Origin of the sequence: Mesorhizobium sp. M1428, from assembly GCF_040317515.1 — a bacterium.
In the GTDB taxonomy this organism is placed as follows: domain Bacteria; phylum Pseudomonadota; class Alphaproteobacteria; order Rhizobiales; family Rhizobiaceae; genus Mesorhizobium.
Genome location: NZ_JAMYKT010000005.1, coordinates 291,622 through 311,769, shown reverse-complemented (window position 1 = coordinate 311,769; position 20,148 = coordinate 291,622). Strand labels below are relative to the sequence as shown.

18 protein-coding genes are annotated in these 20,148 nt (G+C 62.7%); 14 read left to right on the top strand and 4 right to left on the bottom strand.

Going from position 1 to position 20,148, the window contains the following annotated elements; all coding sequences use genetic code 11:
- On the top strand, positions 1 to 307 hold a 307-nt coding region (locus tag NKG60_RS10360; protein ID WP_352974899.1), incomplete at its 5' end, for an SIS domain-containing protein.
- An 80-nt stretch (positions 308 to 387) separates the two neighbouring features.
- On the top strand, positions 388 to 1,140 hold the full coding sequence (locus NKG60_RS10355; protein WP_352491637.1) for a DUF502 domain-containing protein: 753 nt from the start codon (positions 388 to 390) through the stop codon (positions 1,138 to 1,140).
- On the opposite strand, the gene recG is transcribed toward NKG60_RS10355, so the two are convergent.
- Positions 1,092 to 3,200 (bottom strand): ATP-dependent DNA helicase RecG, encoded by a 2,109-nt coding sequence (recG, locus tag NKG60_RS10350; protein ID WP_352666445.1) that lies wholly within the window; start codon positions 3,198 to 3,200, stop codon positions 1,092 to 1,094. The genes NKG60_RS10355 and recG overlap by 49 nt on opposite strands.
- Before the next feature lie 91 nt (positions 3,201 to 3,291).
- Here recG and NKG60_RS10345 point away from each other — a divergent pair, with 91 nt between their 5' ends.
- The 6 genes from NKG60_RS10345 to NKG60_RS10320 all read left to right on the top strand — a co-directional run bounded on the left by NKG60_RS10345 (position 3,292) and on the right by NKG60_RS10320 (position 10,272).
- Entirely contained in the window at positions 3,292 to 3,579 is a 288-nt protein-coding gene (locus NKG60_RS10345; protein WP_352666447.1) for an FAD assembly factor SdhE, read from the top strand.
- Between the two features lie 13 nt (positions 3,580 to 3,592).
- Complete coding sequence (gene mfd, locus NKG60_RS10340; RefSeq protein WP_352666448.1) at positions 3,593 to 7,090, top strand: transcription-repair coupling factor; 3,498 nt, start codon at positions 3,593 to 3,595, stop codon at positions 7,088 to 7,090.
- 179 nt (positions 7,091 to 7,269) lie between these two features.
- A complete protein-coding gene (locus NKG60_RS10335; RefSeq protein ID WP_352491633.1) occupies positions 7,270 to 8,643 on the top strand; it encodes a class II 3-deoxy-7-phosphoheptulonate synthase in 1,374 nt (457 codons plus the stop codon).
- 149 nt (positions 8,644 to 8,792) lie between these two features.
- Positions 8,793 to 9,212 carry a GFA family protein gene (locus NKG60_RS10330; protein ID WP_352666451.1) on the top strand — a complete coding sequence of 140 codons (420 nt, stop codon included), beginning with the start codon at positions 8,793 to 8,795 and terminating at the stop codon, positions 9,210 to 9,212.
- Between the two features lie 76 nt (positions 9,213 to 9,288).
- Complete coding sequence (locus NKG60_RS10325; protein ID WP_352666453.1) at positions 9,289 to 9,648, top strand: diacylglycerol kinase; 360 nt, start codon at positions 9,289 to 9,291, stop codon at positions 9,646 to 9,648.
- A 36-nt stretch (positions 9,649 to 9,684) separates the two neighbouring features.
- Positions 9,685 to 10,272, top strand: coding sequence for a hemerythrin domain-containing protein (locus NKG60_RS10320; RefSeq protein ID WP_352666454.1), 588 nt, complete (start codon positions 9,685 to 9,687; stop codon positions 10,270 to 10,272).
- Positions 10,273 to 10,275: 3 nt separating this feature from the next.
- Here NKG60_RS10320 and NKG60_RS10315 read toward each other — a convergent pair whose 3' ends face one another.
- Together NKG60_RS10315 and NKG60_RS10310 are read right to left on the bottom strand one after the other, a co-directional pair.
- On the bottom strand, positions 10,276 to 10,863 hold the full coding sequence (locus tag NKG60_RS10315) for a DedA family protein (protein WP_352666455.1): 588 nt from the start codon (positions 10,861 to 10,863) through the stop codon (positions 10,276 to 10,278).
- The gene (locus NKG60_RS10310) at positions 10,860 to 11,423 is read right to left on the bottom strand and encodes a DUF1003 domain-containing protein (RefSeq protein WP_352666457.1); all 564 of its coding nucleotides are present in this window, start codon (positions 11,421 to 11,423) and stop codon (positions 10,860 to 10,862) included. The genes NKG60_RS10315 and NKG60_RS10310 overlap by 4 nt, the downstream gene beginning before the upstream one ends.
- 83 nt (positions 11,424 to 11,506) lie before the next feature.
- On the opposite strand from NKG60_RS10310, the gene NKG60_RS10305 reads away from it, so the two are divergent.
- The 5 genes from NKG60_RS10305 to gltX all read left to right on the top strand — a co-directional run bounded on the left by NKG60_RS10305 (position 11,507) and on the right by gltX (position 18,138).
- Positions 11,507 to 12,220 (top strand): DNA-3-methyladenine glycosylase I, encoded by a 714-nt coding sequence (locus NKG60_RS10305; protein ID WP_352666459.1) that lies wholly within the window; start codon positions 11,507 to 11,509, stop codon positions 12,218 to 12,220.
- Positions 12,221 to 12,285: 65 nt separating this feature from the next.
- Positions 12,286 to 14,001, top strand: a complete 1,716-nt coding sequence (locus NKG60_RS10300; protein WP_352666461.1) for an NAD+ synthase — start codon at positions 12,286 to 12,288, stop codon at positions 13,999 to 14,001.
- Positions 14,002 to 14,027: 26 nt separating this feature from the next.
- Positions 14,028 to 14,441 carry a GNAT family N-acetyltransferase gene (locus tag NKG60_RS10295; RefSeq protein ID WP_352666463.1) on the top strand — a complete coding sequence of 138 codons (414 nt, stop codon included), beginning with the start codon at positions 14,028 to 14,030 and terminating at the stop codon, positions 14,439 to 14,441.
- A gap of 384 nt (positions 14,442 to 14,825) precedes the next feature.
- Complete coding sequence (locus tag NKG60_RS10290; RefSeq protein WP_352666465.1) at positions 14,826 to 16,631, top strand: ABC transporter ATP-binding protein; 1,806 nt, start codon at positions 14,826 to 14,828, stop codon at positions 16,629 to 16,631.
- A gap of 133 nt (positions 16,632 to 16,764) precedes the next feature.
- Positions 16,765 to 18,138: a glutamate--tRNA ligase gene (gltX, locus tag NKG60_RS10285; RefSeq protein WP_352974897.1), complete on the top strand. Its 1,374-nt coding sequence runs from the start codon at positions 16,765 to 16,767 to the stop codon at positions 18,136 to 18,138.
- Here gltX and NKG60_RS10280 read toward each other — a convergent pair.
- Positions 18,056 to 19,249: a DUF2865 domain-containing protein gene (locus tag NKG60_RS10280; RefSeq protein ID WP_352666469.1), complete on the bottom strand. Its 1,194-nt coding sequence runs from the start codon at positions 19,247 to 19,249 to the stop codon at positions 18,056 to 18,058. The two genes, gltX and NKG60_RS10280, sit on opposite strands and share 83 nt — an antisense overlap.
- A 266-nt stretch (positions 19,250 to 19,515) precedes the next feature.
- Between NKG60_RS10280 and NKG60_RS10275 the strand changes: the two genes are divergently transcribed.
- Complete coding sequence (locus NKG60_RS10275; RefSeq protein ID WP_352666470.1) at positions 19,516 to 20,136, top strand: DUF1287 domain-containing protein; 621 nt, start codon at positions 19,516 to 19,518, stop codon at positions 20,134 to 20,136.
- Positions 20,137 to 20,148: the final 12 nt, after the last annotated feature.

Below are 20,148 nucleotides of genomic sequence, written 5' to 3'. Positions count from 1 at the left end.
GCTGATCGACGAGAACATGCCCGTCATCGTCATCGCGCCGCATGACCGCATCTTCGAAAAGACAGTGTCGAACATGCAGGAGGTGGCGGCGCGCGGCGGCAAGATCATCCTGATCACCGACGGCAAGGGCGCGGCACACGCTACGGTGAAGACGATGGAGACGATCGTTTTGCCGGACGTGCCGGAAATCATCTCGCCGATCATCTACGCGCTGCCGATCCAGATGCTCGCCTACTTCACCGCCGTGTTCATGGGCACGGACGTCGACCAGCCTCGCAACCTGGCGAAATCGGTAACGGTGGAATAGGTCTCGTTTAAAAACTTCGCCATTCCAAAGCGCCTTCGGGTTCAGTAGTGTCGCGCTGCAAACACACGCTGCGGTGAACCATGTCGGATGCTCTCAAGACCTCAGGCATGACCCGGCTGAGAAACTATTTCCTGACCGGCTTCGTCGTTTGCGCGCCGCTGGCGATTACTGCCTACATTGCCTGGTCGCTGATCGGCTGGGTCGATTCCTGGGTGAAACCCTACATTCCGGTACGCTACAATCCGGACACTTACCTGCCGTTTCCAGTGCCGGGTTTTGGGCTGATCGTTGCCCTGATCCTCATCACCTTCATCGGCTTTATGACCGCCAATATCGTTGGCCGCGCCATCGTCAATTTCGGCGAGCGCCTGCTTGGCCGCATGCCGCTGGTGCGCGGCATCTACCGTTCGCTGAAGCAGATTTTCGAGACCGTGCTGTCGAACAAGGGCGACATGTTCCGCCAGGTCGGGTTGGTCGAATATCCGCGCAAGGGGGTCTGGTCGCTGGTTTTCGTCGCCAGCGAGAAGGAAACCGAGATCAACCAGAAGCTCGACCGGGAAGGCGATCCGCTGATTGCCGTGTTCATGCCGTGTACGCCCAACCCGACGACGGGCTTTCTGATGTATGTGCCGAAATCCGACATTGTGCTGCTCGACATGACAATCGAGGACGGAGCCAAGCTGATCGTGTCGGCCGGCCTGGTGGCGCCGGCGGTCAAAATGGTGACGGTGAACGGCGAGCAGATCCACGGCGCGCTTGCCAATCCTCCGCTTGGCACGATGCCTCAGCCGGCACGCAGCAGCCGCACGGCCTCGTCGCGGCCGAACAGATAGAGCAGCAGGCGCAGCGCCGCGCCACGTTCGGACTGCAGTTCCGGATCGCGCGACAGGATCAGCCGCGCATCGTCGCGAGCGGCCTCGAGCAGGTCGGCATGCGCCTCGATGCGCGCCACCTGGAAGCCCGGCGTGCCGGACTGGCGGGTGCCGAGCAACTCGCCTTCGCCGCGCAGCTTCAAATCCTCTTCGGCGATACGGAAGCCGTCCTCGGTCTCGCGCATCACCGACAGCCGGCGTTTGGCCGTCTCGCCGAGCGGATCCTTGTAGAGGAGCACGCAGGATGAAGGCTTGTCGCCGCGCCCAACCCGGCCGCGCAATTGATGCAGTTGGGCGAGGCCAAAACGTTCGGCATGCTCGATGACCATGATCGTCGCATCAGGCACATCGACGCCGACCTCGATGACGGTGGTGGCGATCAGGATACGGGTGTCGCCCTGCTTGAAGGCGCGCATCGCCTCGTCTTTGTCGGCGCCTTTCATGCGGCCATGCACCAGGCCGACGCGGTCGCCGAACAGCGGCTTCAGCGAGGCAAAACGGTCCTCGGCCGACATCAGCTTGATCTCCTCGGATTCCTCGACCAGCGGACAGATCCAGTAGATTTTCTGGCCATCGGCGACGGCGTCGAGCATGCGGCCGATCAGTTCGTCGAGCCGTTCAAGCGGCAAGGTGACGGTGCGGATCGGCTGGCGGCCGGCCGGCTTTTCCGTCAACTTCGACACATCCATGTCGCCGAATGCAGTTAGCACCAGCGTCCGCGGTATCGGCGTTGCCGTCATCACCAGCATGTCGGGCGCATCGCCCTTGGCGGTGATCGCAAGGCGCTGGTGGACGCCGAAACGGTGCTGCTCGTCGACGACGGCGAACACAAGATCACGGAACGTCACCGTTTCCTGGAACAGCGCATGGGTGCCGACCACGATGTCGATGTCGCCATTTGCCAGCCCGGTCAGCGTGTCGGCGCGCTCGCGGCCCTTTTCGCGGCCGGTGAGGATGGCGATGCGCAAGCCGGCCCGTTCCGCCAACGGCGCAATCGTTGCCAGATGCTGGCGCGCCAGGATTTCGGTGGGCGACATCAATGCCGCTTGGCCGCCGGCCTCGACGGCACGCGCCATGGCAAGCAGCGCGACCACCGTCTTGCCGGAGCCGACATCGCCCTGCAAAAGGCGCAGCATGCGTTCGGGGTCACCGAGATCGGAGTTGATTTCGGCAAGCGCCATTTCCTGCGACATGGTCAGCGAATAGGGGAGTGCCGCGCGCAATTGTTCGACTATGCGGCCGTCGCCGACGAGTGGCCGGCCCGATAATCGGCGGACCTTGGCCCGTACCAGCGCCAGCGATACCTGGCCGGCCAAGAACTCGTCAAAGGCAAGGCGCCGCCACGCTGCGCCGTCGACAGAGACGTCGATCGGGTCGGCAGGATTGTGGATGCGGTTGAGCGCATCGCCGAAAGCAGGAAAGGCATGGCGGCGCCGGAACTCACCGTCCTGCCATTCGGGCAGCACCGGCAGGCGGGCCAGCGCCTGGCCGATGGCCCGGCGCAGCACCTTGCCCGAGAGCCCGGCGGTCAGCGGATAGACCGGCTCGACCGGCGGGAGGTTTTCTGCGTCGCCGGCAAGTGCGATATGGTCGGGGTGAACCATGGTCGGGCGGCCATTGAACCATTCCATGCGGCCAGAGACGACGACATGCTCGCCTACGGGCATTGCTTTTTCGAGATAGGCAGCATGAGCATGGAAGAAGGTCAGCGCGATCTCGCCGGTGTCGTCATGGGCGTAGACCCGGTACGGGACCGACCTGTTGCCGCGTGGCGGCGGCTGGTGGCGGTCGATGCGTACGTCGAGCGTAACGATGGCGCCCTCGGCCGAACCGGCGATGCCCGGCCGGTTGCGACGGTCGATGACAGTATGCGGCAGCACGAACAAGAGGTCCCCGGCGCGCGCGGCCCGGTCGCCGAGGTCGGCTGTTACGACTTTTTCGATCAGCGCGCCAACCTTCGGCCCGACGCCAGCAAGCGAGGTGATCGGGACAAACAGAGGATCGAGGAGGGAGGGACGCATGATGTCAGCTTATGTTGCGGCGACTGTAGCGCAAGGCTGACACCGCCTTCTATCCACGCTATATGCGCCGCCTGGGCAAGGATGTTGCACGATGACGGGAACGAAACGATCAAGCGAGGGCCTCGATGCCCGCCGCCGCAAGCTTCTGTTTCGTTCGTGGCACCGCGGCATGCGCGAGATGGACCTTATACTCGGCAGCTTCGCCGATGCCGAGATCGGCGCCTTGACCGGCGACGAAATCGACCAATATGAGAGGCTCCTCGACATTCCCGACACCGAATTCCTGCCTCTCGTCACTGGCGAACGCCCGGTTCCGGCGGATGTCGACTGTGCCGTCCTGCAAAAAATCCTGGCTTCGCGCCGGGACATGACCTTCTGAACAACGTGTAGCCATGAGCCTTATCCCTACGATCGGTCTGCCGAAAGGCCGCGCCGGCCAGTTCATCGTCGATGGCGTCGCCGACGGCTACGAAGCCTTTGCGCTGGTGCAGGCTGCACATGAGATCGCACCGGACAAGCCGGTGCTGTTCGTGGCCCGCGACGGCCAGCGTCTGCCGGCGATCGTCGAGGCGCTTGCCTTTGCCGCGCCGGGCCTGCCTGTGCTGGAACTGCCGGCCTGGGACTGCCTGCCTTACGACCGCGTCTCGCCCGGCGCCGACGCCGCCGCAAGGCGGCTCGATGCGCTGGCAGCGATGATCGCGCTGGCGAAGAAGCCGCACCGCGCCGTCATTCTGACCACCGCGAATGCCTTGCTTCAGCGCATTCCGCCGGCGGAACTCGTCGAGGCGCAGACCTTTCACGCCAAGCCCGGTAACCAGATCGACATGAACACGCTGGTGTCGCGGCTTGAGACTTCCGGCTTCGAGCGGGTGCCGACGGTGCGCGGCATCGGCGAATTTGCGGTGCGCGGTGGTATTCTCGATCTCTACGCGCCCGGATGGGCGGAGGCGCTGCGCCTCGATTTCTTCGGCGATACGCTGGAATCGATCCGCGTCTTCGATACCGCAACGCAGCGCACGATCGGCCAGCGCAAGTCGATGGCGCTACAGGCAATGAGCGAGGTGGCGCTGACGCCGGAAACCATCAGCCGCTTCCGCCGCGCCTACATCGAAGCCTTTGGCGCGCCCTCGCGCGACGATGGGCTCTATGCGGCGGTCAGCGAGGGCAGGCGGTTTGCCGGCATGGAGCACTGGCTGCCGTTCTTCTATGAGCGGCTGGAAACCGTGTTTGATTACCTGCCGGATGCGCCCGTGGTGTTTGATCATCTGGCGCATGAGGCACTGGCCGAGCGCCATGCGCTGATTCTCGATCATTACGAAGCGCGCAAAAAACAGGCCGACGGCGCCTTGAAGGATGCCGTGCCCTACAAGCCGGTGCCGCCGGATTTGCTTTATCTGTCGCCCGAGAACCTGATTGCCTCGCTTGGCCCGCGCGAAGCCATCGACTTCACCTCCTTCGACGCGCCCGATGCCGGTGCGAAAAAGGTGTTCCATGCCGGCTCGCGCCATGGTCGCAGCTTCGTCGAGGAACGCGCCGACCCTAACGCCAACGTCTTCGACGTCGTCGTCAAACACATTTCCGACGAGCGCGCTGCAAGCCGCCGTGTCATCGTCGCCGGCTGGACTGAAGGTTCGCTCGACCGGCTCGGCCAGATCCTGGCCGAGCATCACCTTGGCAATCTGAAGCCGGTGGCGACGCTTGCCGAAGCCGGAAAGCTTGAGCCAGGGCAGGCGGGACTGGCCGTGCTGCCGCTCGAATCCGGCTTCGAGACGGAGAAACTGGTCGTCGTCGCCGAGCAGGACATTCTCGGCGACCGGCTGATCCGGCGCTCGAAGCGCAAGAAGCGTGCGTCCGACTTCATCGCCGAGGCTTCGGCATTGTCCTCAGGCGATATCGTCGTCCATGCCGACCATGGCATTGGCCGCTTCATCGGGCTGCGCACCATCGAGGCGGTCGGTGCGCCGCACGATTGCCTCGAAATCCACTATGCCGGCGACGATCGGCTGTTCTTGCCGGTGGAAAACATCGAGCTGCTGTCGCGCTATGGCTCGGATTCGGCCGAGGCGACGCTCGACAAGCTTGGCGGCGGCGCCTGGCAATCGCGCAAGGCACGGCTGAAGAAACGCCTGCTCGACATGGCCGGTCAGCTGATCCGCATCGCCGCCGAGCGGCAAATGCGGGCCGCACCGGCGCTGGTGCCGGCGGACGGCCTCTATGGCGAGTTTGCAGCGCGTTTCCCCTATGAGGAAACTGACGACCAGCAAACGGCGATCGATTCGGTCATGGATGATCTGGGCGTTGGAAAGCCGATGGACCGGCTGATCTGCGGCGATGTCGGCTTCGGCAAGACCGAAGTCGCGCTTCGTGCCGCCTTCATCGCGGCGATGGAAGGCTTTCAGGTCGCGGTGGTGGTGCCGACGACATTGTTGTCGCGCCAGCATTTCAAGACCTTCTCGCAGCGCTTCTCCGGCCTGCCGATCCGCGTCGCCCAGGCCTCGCGGCTGGTCGGCGCCAAGGAACTGGCCGAGACCAAGAAGGGCGTCGCCGAGGGCCAAGTCGACATCGTCATCGGCACGCACGCACTGCTCGGCTCCGCGATCTCATTCAAGAATCTCGGCCTGCTGATCATCGACGAGGAGCAGCATTTCGGCGTCAAGCACAAGGAGCGGCTGAAGGATCTCAAGACCGAGGTCCACGTTCTGACGCTGTCGGCGACGCCGATCCCGCGAACGCTGCAGCTTGCCTTGACCGGCGTGCGTGAGCTGTCATTGATCGCCACGCCGCCGGTCGATCGCATGGCCGTGCGTACCTTCATCTCCCCCTTCGATCCGCTGGTCATCCGTGAGACGCTGCTGCGCGAGCGCTACCGTGGCGGCCATTCCTTCTACGTCGTACCGCGCATCAGCGATCTCGCGGAAATCCATGATTTCCTGCGCGAATCCGTGCCTGAGCTGAAAGTGGCCGTGGCTCACGGCCAGATGCCGCCCGGTGAACTCGACGACATCATGAACGCCTTCTATGACGGCCAGTACGATGTGCTTTTGTCGACCACAATCGTCGAATCCGGCCTCGATATACCGACCGCCAATACGCTGATCGTGCACCGCGCCGATATGTTCGGCCTGTCGCAGCTCTATCAGCTGCGCGGCCGCGTCGGCCGTTCTAAGGTGCGCGCCTATGCGCTCTTCACGCTGCCCGCCAACCGCAAGCTCACCGATACGGCCGAGCGTCGGCTGAAAGTGTTGCAGTCGCTCGATACGCTCGGTGCCGGTTTCCAGCTGGCCAGCCACGACCTCGATATCCGCGGCGCCGGCAATCTGCTTGGCGAAGAGCAGTCGGGCCACATCAAGGAGGTCGGCTTCGAACTCTACCAGCAGATGCTGGAGGAGGCAGTGGCCGAAGTGAAGGATTCCGGCGAGGTGCAGGACGGCGGCTGGTCGCCGCAGATCGCCGTCGGCACGGCGGTGATGATCCCGGAAAGCTATGTCCCGGACCTGCAGCTCAGGTTGGCGCTCTATCGGCGCCTTGGCGATCTCGAAAATACGGAAGAGATCGATGCTTTCGGCGCCGAGCTGATCGACCGGTTCGGGCCGCTGCCGGAAGAGGTAAAACATCTGTTGAAGATCGTCTTCATCAAGGCGCTTTGCCGCAAGGCCAACGTGGAGAAGCTCGACGCCGGGCCGAAAGGCGTCGTCATCCATTTCCGCAAGCGGGAATTCCCCAATCCGGTCGGGCTGGTCAAGCTCATCGGCGAACAGGGCTCGCTGGCCAAGATCCGACCCGACCAGAGCGTCGTCTTCAGCCGTGACTGGGCGACGCCCGAAAAGCGGCTGGCAGGCTCAGCGGTTGTCATGACGCAGCTGGCGCGGCTGGTGGAGAAGGCGGCGTAGCCGGGTGTCGCTGGTGCTCTGGACAACAACCGCGCTGGCACTTTCGCCGCTGGCCGTCGTTCGCCAGCGCTGAGATTCCGGTCTAGAATAGGAAATCGGCTTCGTGTATGGAGCCGCGACCCCATATGGGGTGGATTGGCGGGCGATGGCGTCCGCCTGAAAGAGCGTTGGGTGCTTCGATGACGAAATGGTCGCCGAATTCGTGGAGAGCTAAGCCGATCCAGCAGGTTCCTGCCTATCCGGACCTTGTCGCGCTGAGGAACACGGAAACCCAGCTCGCTACCTTTCCGCCGTTGGTTTTTGCAGGTGAGGCACGCAAGCTGAAGAAGCAGCTTGCAGCCGTCGCTGCCGGTGACGCATTCCTTCTTCAGGGTGGCGATTGCGCCGAGAGCTTCGCCGAGCATGGCGCCGACAATATCCGCGACTTCTTCCGCGTCTTCCTGCAGATGTCGGTGGTGCTGACCTTCGCCGGCGCTCAGCCGGTGGTGAAGGTCGGCCGTGTCGCCGGCCAGTTCGCCAAGCCGCGCTCGTCCGACAATGAGACCAAGGGCGGTGTGACGCTGCCCAGCTATCGCGGCGACATCATCAATGGCATCGAGTTCGATGCCAAATCACGCATTCCCGATCCTGCGCGGCAGGAGATGGCGTACCGCCAGTCGGCAGCGACGCTCAACCTTTTGCGTGCCTTCGCCCAGGGTGGCTACGCCAGCCTGGAGAACGTACATCAATGGATGCTTGGCTTCGTGTCCGACAGCCCGCAGGGCGAGAAATACGAGTCGCTCGCCAACCGCATCACCGAGACGATGGACTTCATGAAGGCCGTCGGCATCACCTCGGAGACCAATTATGCGCTGCGCGAGACCGATTTCTATACCAGCCATGAGGCGCTGCTGCTCGGTTATGAAGAGGCGCTGACCCGCGTCGATTCGACTTCGGGCGACTGGTACGCCACCTCCGGCCACATGATCTGGATCGGCGACCGCACGCGCCAACCCGACCATGCGCATGTCGAATATTGCCGCGGCATCAAGAACCCGCTCGGTCTGAAATGCGGGCCGTCGCTGACGCCGGACGGCCTGTTGCAGCTCATCGACCTGCTCAATCCGGAGAACGAGCCCGGCCGGCTGACGCTTATCGCCCGCTTCGGCTCGGACAAGGTCGCTGACCATCTGCCCAAGCTGGTGCGCGCGGTGCAGAAGGAAGGCCGCAGCGTTGTGTGGTCGTCGGACCCGATGCATGGCAACACCATCGAAGCCGCCGGCTACAAGACACGGCCGTTCGACCGCATCCTGAAGGAGGTGCAGACGTTCTTCGAGGTGCACCGCGCCGAAGGCACGCATCCAGGCGGCATCCACATCGAGATGACAGGCAAGAACGTCACCGAATGCACAGGTGGCGCCCGCGCCATCACCGCCGAAGAGCTGCAGGATCGCTACCACACCCATTGCGATCCGCGCCTTAACGCCGACCAGGCGATCGAGTTGGCGTTCCTGGTCTCCGATCTGCTCAAGAAGACCCATCCGGTCCAGCACAAGCAGGCCGTCAACGGTTGATACGATCTGAACTTTGATGTCATTGAAAAAGCGCCGGGCGAAAACCGGCGCTTTTTGTATTCAATCCCGCCGGTGTCGCATTTGCTCGTGCCTAACGCGCGCAAAACTGGAATCCTGCCAGGCGATGGCAATTGTATCGGGAGGCCGACATGGCTGACAGTCACATCGGATCATGCTTGTGCGGGGCAGTGCGGTTCCAAACACGAGGACCGCTGCGCGGTGTCATCTACTGCCATTGCTCGCAGTGCCGGAAGCAGAGCGGGCATTTCTATGCGGCGACCAACGTTGCCGACCGCGACATCACAATCACCGGCGCGGAGAGCATCACCTGGTACGAGGCTTCTTCGTTCGCCAGGCGCGGCTTCTGCAAGACATGCGGCTCTCTGCTGTTCTGGAAGCCGAGCGACGATGGCTACGTTTCGGTCATGGCAGGCCTGTTCGACGCGCCAACCGGGCTCCAAGGAGAATGCCATATCTTCGTCGGCGACAAGGGGGATTATTACGCCCTCGATGACGGGCTGCCGCAGTTCGAGAAGTCGACGCCGTCGATCAAGGTGGCGGGCGACTGATTTTGAAGAGGTCGCCTTATTCCCTTGGTCCAGCCATTGCGCTAATCCCCTGCCGGTGATTCCGAAGGGTTTTGGCATGCAGCGGCTGATCGACGCTTTTTACAATTCGGTGCGGGCGTTTCGCAAACTGGCCACCGGCGAGGCCGCCTTCCAGCTGGAGCTGACACTGCTCGTGCTTGCCTTGCCGCTCGGCTGGTTCCTTTCGGAATCGTGGCGCGGCTATGCGCTGCTGATCGGCGCGGTGCTGCTCATGATCATGATCGAGGTGCTGAACACCGGCATCGAGGCGGCATGCGACGCGTTCAGCCGTGAATTCAACATCGATATCCAACTGGCCAAGGATTGCGGTTCGCTGGCGGTGCTGATTTCGGTGGTGATCGCTGCCGGCGTCTGGGGCGTCGCCGTCATCGAGCGGATCGTAGGGGCACCGATCTGAGGTACACTTTCGGGATCATGGTCTAAGGGGACCGATATGGCCGATACCGCCGGATTTCTGCTGCTTGAACGTGAGGGCCTGCCGGACGATCTTCGCTGGCTGGTCGAGAAATATCCGCGCGAGGATTGGCAGGCGCATGCCAACATCCACGGCATGGCCAACATGTGGCTGCAGCGGCACGACCTGTTCCGCGAGCTTGGCGGCATGCTCACCAATGGTATTGGCGATTATCGAGAAGGTAGGCTGAACGCGCCGGAATTCGCGCGCTGGTTCGCGCCGCGCCTCAACCATTTCCTCGGCAATCTCGACGGCCACCACAATGTCGAGGACCATCATTATTTCCCGGTCTTCGCAAGGGCCGAGACCCGTCTGAAGCGCGGCTTCGAGATTCTCGATGCCGATCACCACGCAATCCATGAGGGACTGGAGCGCAATGCCCAGGCGGCAAATGCCTTCATCCGCACGCTTCAGGAGAGCGAAGACAAACAGCGTTTCGCCGCCGATGCCTATGCTGACGAGAACAGCCGGCTGATCGCCATGTTGACCCGGCATCTTGCCGACGAGGAAGACCTGATCATTCCACTGATCCTCGAGAAGGGTGATCGCGCGCTCGGCATTGATTGACGGTCAGCTTCCCTTGTGGAGTTCCTTCTTGGCGACGATATGGGCCGCGAGCCAGCCGAGGATGGCCACAACGAGGCCGATTGCCAGAGCGATCAGCAACCGCTCGTGGCGGGCCAGCGCCTGGCCAACGATGCGCTCCGCGCCCAGCCCGAAGACATAACCGACAGTGCAGAACAGTGCCGCCCAGACTACCGACGAGATGGCGTTGAGGATGATGAAGCGCGCCGCGGCGATGCCCGACAGCCCGGCCGCGATTCCGCCGACCAGGCGCAGGCCATAGATGTAGCGGTTCGACAGCACGAAAATGTTGGGATGAGAGGTGACAAGGCGGTAGGCGTGGCTGAAGCCCGGCCGGGCTCGGAGCCTGATCACGAATTTATGATCGGCGAAGCTCCGTCCCAAGATGAAGAAGAACGTGTCGCCACCGAAGGCGCCGAGCGCGGCTGCGAGAAACGCCTGCCACGGGACGAAGACATGCTGATGCGCGAAAAAACCGCCAAGAATTGCGGCGCTTTCGCCTTCGGCGACACAGCCCAGAAAGACCGCGACCAATCCATATTGCTCAATGAGACGATGGATGACTTCCGTCATGAAGACGTTCGCTGCTTCGACAGAATGTCGTCGATGCGCTTCACCTGCTCTGCCAGCCGGGCGATCTCGTCCCGCATGCCGATGATCTGGCTGTGGCGCAGTTCGTCGAGCTTTTCGTGTAGCGCCATGATCTCGATCTCGGCCTTGAGATTAACCTCATAGTCGTGGGCGGCGTCGATTCGATCGCGCTCCGTCTGGCGGTTCTGCGCCATCATGATCACTGGCGCCTGCAGGGCGGCGACCATGGAAAGCACGAGATTGAGGAAGATGAAGGGATAGGGATCGAAGGCGGCGCGCGACAAGAGCCAGACATTGCCTGCCGTCCACAGGATCAGGAAGCCAAGGAATGCCAGGATGAAGGACCACGAGCCGCCGATCCGGGCGATGGTGTCGGCCAAGCGATCTCCAAACGTCTGGTGAAAGGCGACGGCCTTGTTGGTGTCCTTGGAGATCGTGGTGCCCTCGAGCGTAGATTGCAGCACCCGGCTTTCGAGCGCGCTGAGGCCGTCCGGCTTTCGCTTCAGCCAGCGGCTTGCCAGGTCCTCGATCGTTTTGTTCATCCTCGCCTCCGTCGTCAGCGATGAGGTAGAAGCTGCCGGTTCATACGGGAAGTGGTAGATTGACGCGATGGGGTCAGGAAACAATGGTGGATTTTCAGAAAATTCGCGCCCGTGCAGCGAAGCGCAAAGGCGGTGAGGCAGCGCTGACGTCGCTGCTGGGTCCTATGCCCGACAATGCCGCGGTAGCAAAGATTGCGGACGACCGGATCCTGTCGACCATGGCCGAGCGGGTCTTTGCCGCCGGCTTTGTCTGGCGCGTCATCGAGCAGAAATGGCCGGGTTTCGAGGAAGCATTTCTTGGCTTCGAACCGAAGCGGCTGCTGTTCCAGCCTGACGATTTCTGGCACGATCTCACCGCCGACAAGCGCATCGTGCGCAATCCGCAGAAGATCAAGTCCGTACGCGACAACGCAGCCTTCGTCGAGCGCGTGTCGAAGGAGCATGGCAGCTTCGGCAAGTTCCTGGCCAATTGGCCGGCGGATGACCAGGTCGGGTTGATGGCCTATCTCAGCAAGCACGGCAGCCGGCTCGGCGGCAATACTGGCCAGTATTTTCTGCGCTGGCTGGATTGGGACGCCTTCATCGTCTCGGCCGACATGGCGGCAGCGCTGCGTGATGCGGGGCTCGACATTGCGGAGAGCCCGACGTCGAAGACGGATTTGGGCAGGATCCAGGCGCAGATCAACGCCTGGGCGGCGGAAACCGGGCTGCCGCGCCGACACATTTCGCGCATTCTGGCAATGTCGATCGGCGAGAACCATCCGCCGGAAGCCTTGCGCGAATATATGGGCGAATAGGATCGACTGTTTGGTCCAAACGAACGCCATTGCCCGACGAATTTTGCCGCGCTAAACCCACGGGCATGACAGACAAGACCGCTCCAGACATATTGCGCATCGCCGTCGCCCAGCTCAATCCGACGGTCGGCGACGTCGCCGGCAATCTTGCCAAGGCACGCGAGGCGAGGGCGGATGCCGCCCGCCAGGGCGCCGACCTCGTGCTGTTTACCGAGCTTTTCCTTTCCGGCTATCCGCCTGAGGATCTGGTGCTGAAGCCAGCCTTCCTGAAGGCCTGCGAGCGAGCGGCGGAGGATTTCGCTGGCGATACCGCCGACGGCGGCCCGGGTTTCATTATCGGCACGCCGTTGAAGCGCAAGACCGGCACGCACAATTCGATCATCTTTGCTGATGGCGGCAAGATCCTTGCCGAACGCTACAAGCTCGATCTGCCGAATTACGGTGAGTTCGACGAGAAGCGCGTCTTCCAGGCCGGCCCCGAGATCCAGGGGCCGATCAATTTCCGCGGCGTGCGCGTGGGAGTGCCGATCTGCGAAGATATCTGGGGCGAGGTTGCCGTCTGCGAGACGCTGGCCGAAAGCGGCGCGGAAATCCTGCTGGTCCCGAACGGCTCGCCCTATTACCGCGGCAAGGTCGATGTCCGCCACCAGATCGTCATCCGCCAGGTCATCGAATGCGGACTGCCGATTATCTATGCCAACCAGCTTGGCGGCCAGGACGAGCTGGTTTTCGATGGCGCATCGTTTGCCATAGGCGCTGACAAGACGCTGGCCTTCCAGATGAGCCAGTTCGAGGAGACGGTCAACGTCACCACCTGGAAGCGAAGCCGCGTCGCCGCAGGCGCGCAAAATGGAAATAATTCCGAGGGTTGGGTCTGCTCCGATGGACCGATGTCGAAAATCCCGGAGAAGGAGGAGGCCGACTACCGCGCCTGCATGTTGGGCCTGCGCGATTACGTCAACAAGAACGGTTTCAAGAATGTCGTGCTCGGCCTCTCCGGCGGCATCGATTCGGCGATCTGCGCGGCACTTGCCGTCGATGCGCTCGGCGAGGAACGGCTGCGCGCCGTGATGATGCCTTACCGCTACACTTCGAAGGACTCGCTGAAGGATGCCGAGGACTGCGCCCGCGCGCTCGGCTGCCGCTACGATATCGTGCCGATTTTCGAGCCGGTCGAAGGTTTCCTGCACGCGCTGACGCAGCTTTTCGAAGGCACCAAGGAAGGCATTACCGAGGAGAACCTGCAGAGCCGTGCACGCGGCACAATCCTGATGGCAATTTCCAATAAGTTCGGCTCGATGGTCGTCACCACTGGCAACAAGAGCGAGATGTCGGTCGGCTACGCTACGCTCTACGGCGACATGAATGGCGGCTTCAATCCGATCAAGGATCTTTACAAGATGCAGGTCTATGCGTTGTCGCGCTGGCGCAACGCGCATGTGCCGCCGGGCGCGCTAGGTCCGTCCGGCGAGGTAATCCCGAACAATATCATCGACAAGGCGCCCTCGGCGGAGCTCCGTGAGAACCAGACCGACCAGGATTCGCTGCCGCCCTATCCAGTGCTCGATGACATATTGGAGTGCCTGGTCGAGAACGAGATGGGCGTCGACGAGATCGTTGCCCGCGGCCATGACCGGGCGACGGTGGCGCGTGTCGAGCACCTGCTTTACGTCGCAGAATACAAGCGCCGGCAGGCGGCACCCGGCGTGAAGATCACCAGGAAGAACTTTGGCCGCGACCGCCGTTATCCCATCACCAACCGGTTCAGGGATGGCGGGTAGGCGATTGGCTGCATAACGGTTTAGCCATGGCCAACTTTGAGATCAGCTTCGACCTGTCGCGGATCGACTTCCGGGCGACGTCCGACATTTTGAAGGAGAGCTATTGGGGCAGTGGCCGCAGCGACGAATTGCATCGCCGCGCCTTTGCCAACTCGCTTTGCGTCGGCGCCTATGTCGTCGGCAATCAGGTAGGCTTTGGCCGGGCGATTTCCGACCGTACGGTATTTGCCTATCTAGCCGATGTCATCGTCTGGCCGGAGCATCGCGGGCAAGGCATCGGAACCCGGCTTGTCCAGGCGCTTATCGATCATCCGGATTGCAAGACTGTCACCCACTGGAGCCTGTCGACCAACGACGCACACTCCCTGTACGAGAAGCTCGGCTTCAGGCCTTCCACGGACGGCCGCTATATGCGCCTCGACCGTATCCCGGCAATTTGAACAGAGGCGGCGTACAACCGGCCGTTGTTGCAAAATCGCCTCACTGGTTGGACCAGATGCGCTTTCGGCTATCTACTGACTTGGCGCGGCGTTGAGGCGTCTCTATAAACGCCTCTCCGCGATTCTCCTTCAGGAGGAACCGAATGCCAGGATTTGACATCGTTATGCGAGGCCGCGAAGCCTAGGTCTTGGTCAGTGCGCCGCGAGATAGCCTCGCGGCAAGGCTGAACCGAGGGCAGGCATTTCGCCGCTGCCGGTCGCCGCCCCTCTACAGGGCCGCCAAATACGCCAAACCTCCGCATCTCCGGGCGCCAAACGGCGCCGACGCGGTTTTTTGAATTTCTGCTTTCGTGGGATCGGGCTCGTTTGCGCCCGAATGACATCATGGCTCGTTTTCGAATAGATTTGCGCGCGGCCGCCTTCCGCAGCGTTCTTGGCTTCACGCTCAGCCATTGGCGGCGTCAGCCGTGGCGGCTTGCCGGCATTATGGGCACCTTCCTGCTGTCGACCTTGGCCGACGTGCTGACGCCGCTCTATTCCGGCCGGCTGGTGGATGCCGTCGCCAGCAGTGCTGCGGCCGACGATGTTGCGTGGAACGCGGCGACAGCGGCCTTTTCGATGCTGGTGGCCCTGGCGCTCACCGGTGTCGTGCTGCGCAATCTCGCCTTCATGGCCATTGTCGAGCTGACGTTGAAGATGATGGCGGATATCGCCGCCGACGCCTTCCACCGCGTCCAGCGCTTCTCCACCGACTGGCACGCCAACAGCTTCGCCGGATCGACGGTGCGCAAGATAACGCGCGGCATGTGGGCGCTCGACCTGCTCAACGACACGATCCTGATCGCGCTGCTGCCGTCGGTCGTCATGCTCGTCGGCTCGACGCTGCTGCTTGGCTGGTTCTGGCCGCTGATGGGTGCTGTCGTCGCCACCGGTTCGGTTCTGTTCATCGCGGTGACGGCGATGCTGTCGCTTGGCTATGTCGCGCCTGCGGCAAGGCTTGCCAATGCGTGGGATACACGGCTCGGCGGCTCGCTGGCCGATGCGGTGAGCTGCAACGCCGTGGTCAAGGGTTTTGGCGCCGAGGAACGCGAGGAGACACGGCTTGCCGAGGTCGTCGCCAAATGGCGCGGCCGCACGCGGCGCACCTGGGTGCGCGGCACCGTCAATGGCACCACGCAAGGCACGATGCTGCTGCTTTTGAGAGCAGCGGTCATCGGATTCTCCCTGCTGTTGTGGTCGTGGGGGCAGGCGAGCGCCGGCGACGTCGCCTTCGTGCTGACCTCATTCTTCGTGCTGCAAGGCTATCTGCGCGACATCGGCACGCATATTCGCAATCTGCAGCGCTCGATCAACGACATGGAGGAACTGGTCGACTTCCAGTCCGAACCGCTCGGCATCGAGGATCGGCCCGGCGCCAAACCGATCCGGATCACCGATGGCCGTATCACCTTCGACAATGTCACGTTCCATTATGGCAGCCACCGCTTGCCGCTCTATCGCGAGTTTTCGGTGGACATCGCGCCGGGCGAACGCGTCGGGCTGGTTGGCCATTCGGGCTCCGGCAAAACGACGTTCGTCAAGCTGATCCAGCGCCTCTATGACGTGACTGCGGGAAATGTCCTGATCGACGGCCAGGATATTGCCAATGTGGCGCAGGCGTCGCTGCGCGCACAGATCGCGATTGTCCAGCAGGAGCCGATCCTGTTTCACCGGTCGCTGGCCGAAAACATCGCCTATGCCCGGCCGAGCGCCACGCAGGTCGAGATCGAGCACGCGGCGCGGTTGGCCAGCGCGCATGACTTCATCGCCAATTTGCCGAAAGGCTATGGCACGCTGGTCGGCGAGCGTGGCGTAAAGCTGTCGGGTGGTGAGCGTCAGCGCGTTGCAATCGCACGCGCCTTCCTTGCCGATGCGCGCATTCTCATCCTCGACGAGGCAACGTCGAGCCTCGATTCGGAATCGGAGGTGCTGATTCAGCAGGCGATGGAGCGGTTGATGGTCGGCCGCACGACGCTGGTCATTGCCCACCGGCTGTCGACGGTGCGGGCGCTGGACAGGCTTTTGGTGTTCGATCGCGGCCGCATCGTCGAAGAGGGCTCGCATGACCAGCTAATCCGGCTGCAAGGCGGCATCTACCGCCGGCTGTTCGAACGCCAGGCGCTTGAACTGACCAAAGGCCTGGTGATCTGACGGCTACGGCGCCGCGTGTCTTGATAGACGCGCGGCGCTGCCGTCTTTTCTTCGCCTTCGTCATGTTCTATGTCTGCCGCGGAGCGCGGGGGCGCGTCTTGTCAACAGCAAAACCATCCGGTACGCCCCGCTCATGACAGTTACCGTCCGTTTCGCCCCGTCACCGACCGGCCGCATCCATATCGGCAATGCGCGCACCGCTTTGTTCAATTGGCTGTTCGCCATCAAGAACAAAGGCCGCTTTATCCAGCGCTTCGACGACACCGACGTCGCCCGTTCGACGCAGGAATTTTCCGACGCCATCCTTTACGACCTGCATTGGTTGGGCATCTTCCCCGATGCCACGGAGTATCAGTCGCGGCGGGTCGAAATCTACGATGCCGCACTGGAGAGGCTGAAGGAGGCCCGCCTCGTCTATGCGTGCTATGAGACGCCTGAAGAGCTCGACCTGAGGCGCAAGGTGCGCCGCACGCGTGGCTTGCCGCCAGTCTATGGCCGCGAGGCGCTGACGCTGGCACCCGAGCAGGTCGCGGAATATGAGGCCGATGGCCGGCGGCCGCACTGGCGCTTTCTGCTGCCCAACTTCAGCAGCGATCCGCTGCAGCCGGAGCGCACCGAAATCCACTGGAACGACCTGGTGCGCGGCGAAGAGACCGTAGACCTCGCCTCGCTTTCAGACCCGGTTCTGCGGCGTGAGGACGGCACCTACCTCTATACATTGCCTTCGGTTGTCGACGACATCGACATGGGCGTCAGCCATGTCATTCGCGGCGACGACCACGTCACCAATACCGGCGTCCAAATAGCCCTGTTCCGAGCACTTGGCGCGGAGCCGCCGGTGTTCGGCCATCACAATCTTCTGACAACAGCATCAGGCGAGGGGCTTTCCAAGCGCACCGGCGCGGTGTCCATCCAGAGCCTGCGCGAGAGCGGCATCGAGCCAATGGCGGTCGCTTCGCTGGCGGTGCTCGTCGGTACCTCGGAAAACGTCGTGGCGGTGCCGACGATGGCTGAACTTGCCGAGCGCTTCGATCCGGCGGCAACATCGAAATCCGCCGCCAAATTCGATCCGGACGAGCTCTTCGTGCTCAACCGGACGCTGCTGCACCACATGCCGTTTTCCGAGGCGCGCGACCGGCTGATCGTGCTCGGCATCTCTGGCGAACAGGCCGAGCCTTTCTGGCTGGCGGTGCGCGGCAATCTCGACAGGCTGGCCGATGCGGCGATCTGGTGGCGTACGCTTCGAGACGGTCCAGAGGAGCCGGCGGAGTTTTCTGACGATGACCGCGACTTTCTTCGCCAGGCGTTCGAACTGCTGCCGGAGGAGCCTTGGAACGGCACGGTCTGGAAGGACTGGACCGGCAAGATCCGAGCGGCGAGCGGCCGCAAGGGCAAGGCGCTATTCATGCCGCTCAGGCTGGCGCTTACGGGACAGCCTTCGGGTCCGGAGCTTGCAGATCTGTTGCCGCTGCTGGGTCGGGAAGGAACGTTGGCCCGACGACCCTGACCTTGCGCTGCTCAGGCGGCGGCAACGATGTCGGCGAGGGCACAGGTTTGGCGGCAAGCCGTCTGATCGCCTCGCGGTCTAGGCCGCCCTCCGAATTGGCCAAGGTCTCCGGGTCGGCGCCCGCATCAGGCCTGGCAACCGGCAGCGGAATGAACGGAGTGGCCCCCACGTTCGCTTCGGATTGTTCCGGGCTGGGCGGGGGCGGGTTGCCGGCGATGATTTCGAAATTCTGCGCGGCGTTGCAGCCGCAGGCCGGCGGCCGCGGCATGTCGGACTGCTTGTAGAGGTAGGCGGTCGGCAGTTCGATATAAGGCCTGCCGGTCACCGAAGACGTCATGGACGCCGAATCACTGTTCATGCCGCGCGTGTAGAAAACCTGCATCTCGGTGCCGGGGCAGCTCGATTCGCAATTCTTCTGATCGCGCTCGAAATCGCCCAGCGAGGCAGCATTCGACATCGGGAAGAAATAGCCGTCGCAGGTCCGCACGCACATAGTGCGGAATTCGCCTCGCGGCTGGCCCAACTCATCGGCGTTGTTGAGCACGGTGCGGATGTTGCGCGGCTGACTTAGTTCTTCAGCCTGGTCGGGCTCTTCGGGCTGGCTGCCCAAAAGCTGGTCAAGCAGGTTTCGGTTGCCGTTTTCACGGCTGGCTTCGCGGACCGGCGCGCGCGTCCGCGCCGCCGCATCATCGCGGCAGCCATTGGCATCAAGCAAGGTCAATATGCGCGCGCGATCGCGTCGCGAACCACCGCCGGCAAGATCGGCGCGCTTGGCCTGCAGGGCGTCGAGATTGGCTGCCATGCGATTGATGGTGGCGTCGAGTGCTGCGCATGTGTTGGCGTTGCGGCGAGACAGCGAAAAGCCGCAGCCGGCGCTGCTGGACTGGCTGACGGCCTTTGAAATCTGCTGGCGCTGCCGGACGATCGCGTCGTCATATTTCCTGAGCAAGGCCGGTTTGCCGCCGCCACCACGAGAAGCGGCGGCAAGATCGGCTTCAAGCTGGCGGCAGAGGCGCGAAGCGGCTTGCGCCTGAGTGACGGCAATGCCGCACAGTAGCAGGGCGCCGAGCAGCGCGGCGGCCCGCGTCAGCTTCCAACTTGCGCCCGTCATCCCTCCGAAACTCCGCCTGCCTATCGTTCAGAAAGCTACCGCGCTTGCGGTTAACCGTTTGTTTAGCATACCGCCGATTCCGGCTTCAGCCCAAATGCGCGATGGCTTAGGCCTGTGCGCGGCTTCGACCACGACCAATGCTGTCATATTGACCACGCCCCGCGACGTATTCGGACCGAGCCAGAACGGCGACATCCTGGCGTTGCACGAAAAAGGCGTATTCGCCCCGAAGAATGCCTGGATTCAGTAGCGCCCGGAGGCTTGGCATGACCGCGATTACCCGTCGAGCCGCGGTGCAATTTGGTCTTTTGTGCCTGGCGATGCCGGTCGCCATGGCGCAGGAAAAGCCCGTCACGCCGGACTGGGGCACCAAATTGGTCGAAGCTGCCCGTGAGCAGATCGGCGTCACCACGCTCTACGATCCGACCTATACACGCCTGGCCTATCCGGGAGGGGACGTTGAGCCCGAGCGGGGGGTGTGCACGGATGTCGTGATCCGTGCCTATCGCCGCGCCTTCGATCTCGACCTGCAAAAATTGGTACATGAGGATATGCGGGCCAATTTTGCCGCCTATCCGAAGGCTTGGGGCTTGAAAGCACCGGACCGCAACATCGATCACCGCCGTGTGCCCAATCTTGCGGTCTATTTCGAGCGGCGCGGTGCCGCCTTGCCCGTCAGCCAAGACCCCGCCGACTATCGGCCTGGGGATCTCGTCGCCCAGATGCTGCCCGGCAATCTGTCGCATATTGCCATCGTATCGTCCAATCACTCCACTGTGGTGCCGACAAGAAGGCTGGTTATTCACAATATCGGCGGCGGCGCCAGGGAAGAGGACACTTTGTTTGCCTTCAGGCAGACAGGGCATTTCCGGTTCAAGCCAGTCTGAGAAAGCCCATGG

Bases quoted from the DNA above. Each gene is read 5' to 3' on its own strand.
- recG (WP_352666445.1), bottom strand. From the start codon at position 3,200: ATGCGTCCCTCCCTCCTCGATCCTCTGTTTGTCCCGATCACCTCGCTT.
- NKG60_RS10335 (WP_352491633.1), top strand. From the start codon at position 7,270: ATGACGAAATGGTCGCCGAATTCGTGGAGAGCTAAGCCGATCCAGCAG.
- NKG60_RS10355 (WP_352491637.1), top strand. From the start codon at position 388: ATGTCGGATGCTCTCAAGACCTCAGGCATGACCCGGCTGAGAAACTAT.
- gltX (WP_352974897.1), top strand. From the start codon at position 16,765: ATGACAGTTACCGTCCGTTTCGCCCCGTCACCGACCGGCCGCATCCAT.
- NKG60_RS10305 (WP_352666459.1), top strand. From the start codon at position 11,507: ATGGTGGATTTTCAGAAAATTCGCGCCCGTGCAGCGAAGCGCAAAGGC.
- NKG60_RS10275 (WP_352666470.1), top strand. From the start codon at position 19,516: ATGACCGCGATTACCCGTCGAGCCGCGGTGCAATTTGGTCTTTTGTGC.
- NKG60_RS10280 (WP_352666469.1), bottom strand. From the start codon at position 19,249: ATGACGGGCGCAAGTTGGAAGCTGACGCGGGCCGCCGCGCTGCTCGGC.
- mfd (WP_352666448.1), top strand. From the start codon at position 3,593: ATGAGCCTTATCCCTACGATCGGTCTGCCGAAAGGCCGCGCCGGCCAG.
- NKG60_RS10345 (WP_352666447.1), top strand. From the start codon at position 3,292: ATGACGGGAACGAAACGATCAAGCGAGGGCCTCGATGCCCGCCGCCGC.
- NKG60_RS10325 (WP_352666453.1), top strand. From the start codon at position 9,289: ATGCAGCGGCTGATCGACGCTTTTTACAATTCGGTGCGGGCGTTTCGC.
- NKG60_RS10315 (WP_352666455.1), bottom strand. From the start codon at position 10,863: ATGACGGAAGTCATCCATCGTCTCATTGAGCAATATGGATTGGTCGCG.
- NKG60_RS10300 (WP_352666461.1), top strand. From the start codon at position 12,286: ATGACAGACAAGACCGCTCCAGACATATTGCGCATCGCCGTCGCCCAG.
- NKG60_RS10295 (WP_352666463.1), top strand. From the start codon at position 14,028: ATGGCCAACTTTGAGATCAGCTTCGACCTGTCGCGGATCGACTTCCGG.
- NKG60_RS10320 (WP_352666454.1), top strand. From the start codon at position 9,685: ATGGCCGATACCGCCGGATTTCTGCTGCTTGAACGTGAGGGCCTGCCG.
- NKG60_RS10290 (WP_352666465.1), top strand. From the start codon at position 14,826: ATGGCTCGTTTTCGAATAGATTTGCGCGCGGCCGCCTTCCGCAGCGTT.
- NKG60_RS10310 (WP_352666457.1), bottom strand. From the start codon at position 11,423: ATGAACAAAACGATCGAGGACCTGGCAAGCCGCTGGCTGAAGCGAAAG.
- NKG60_RS10330 (WP_352666451.1), top strand. From the start codon at position 8,793: ATGGCTGACAGTCACATCGGATCATGCTTGTGCGGGGCAGTGCGGTTC.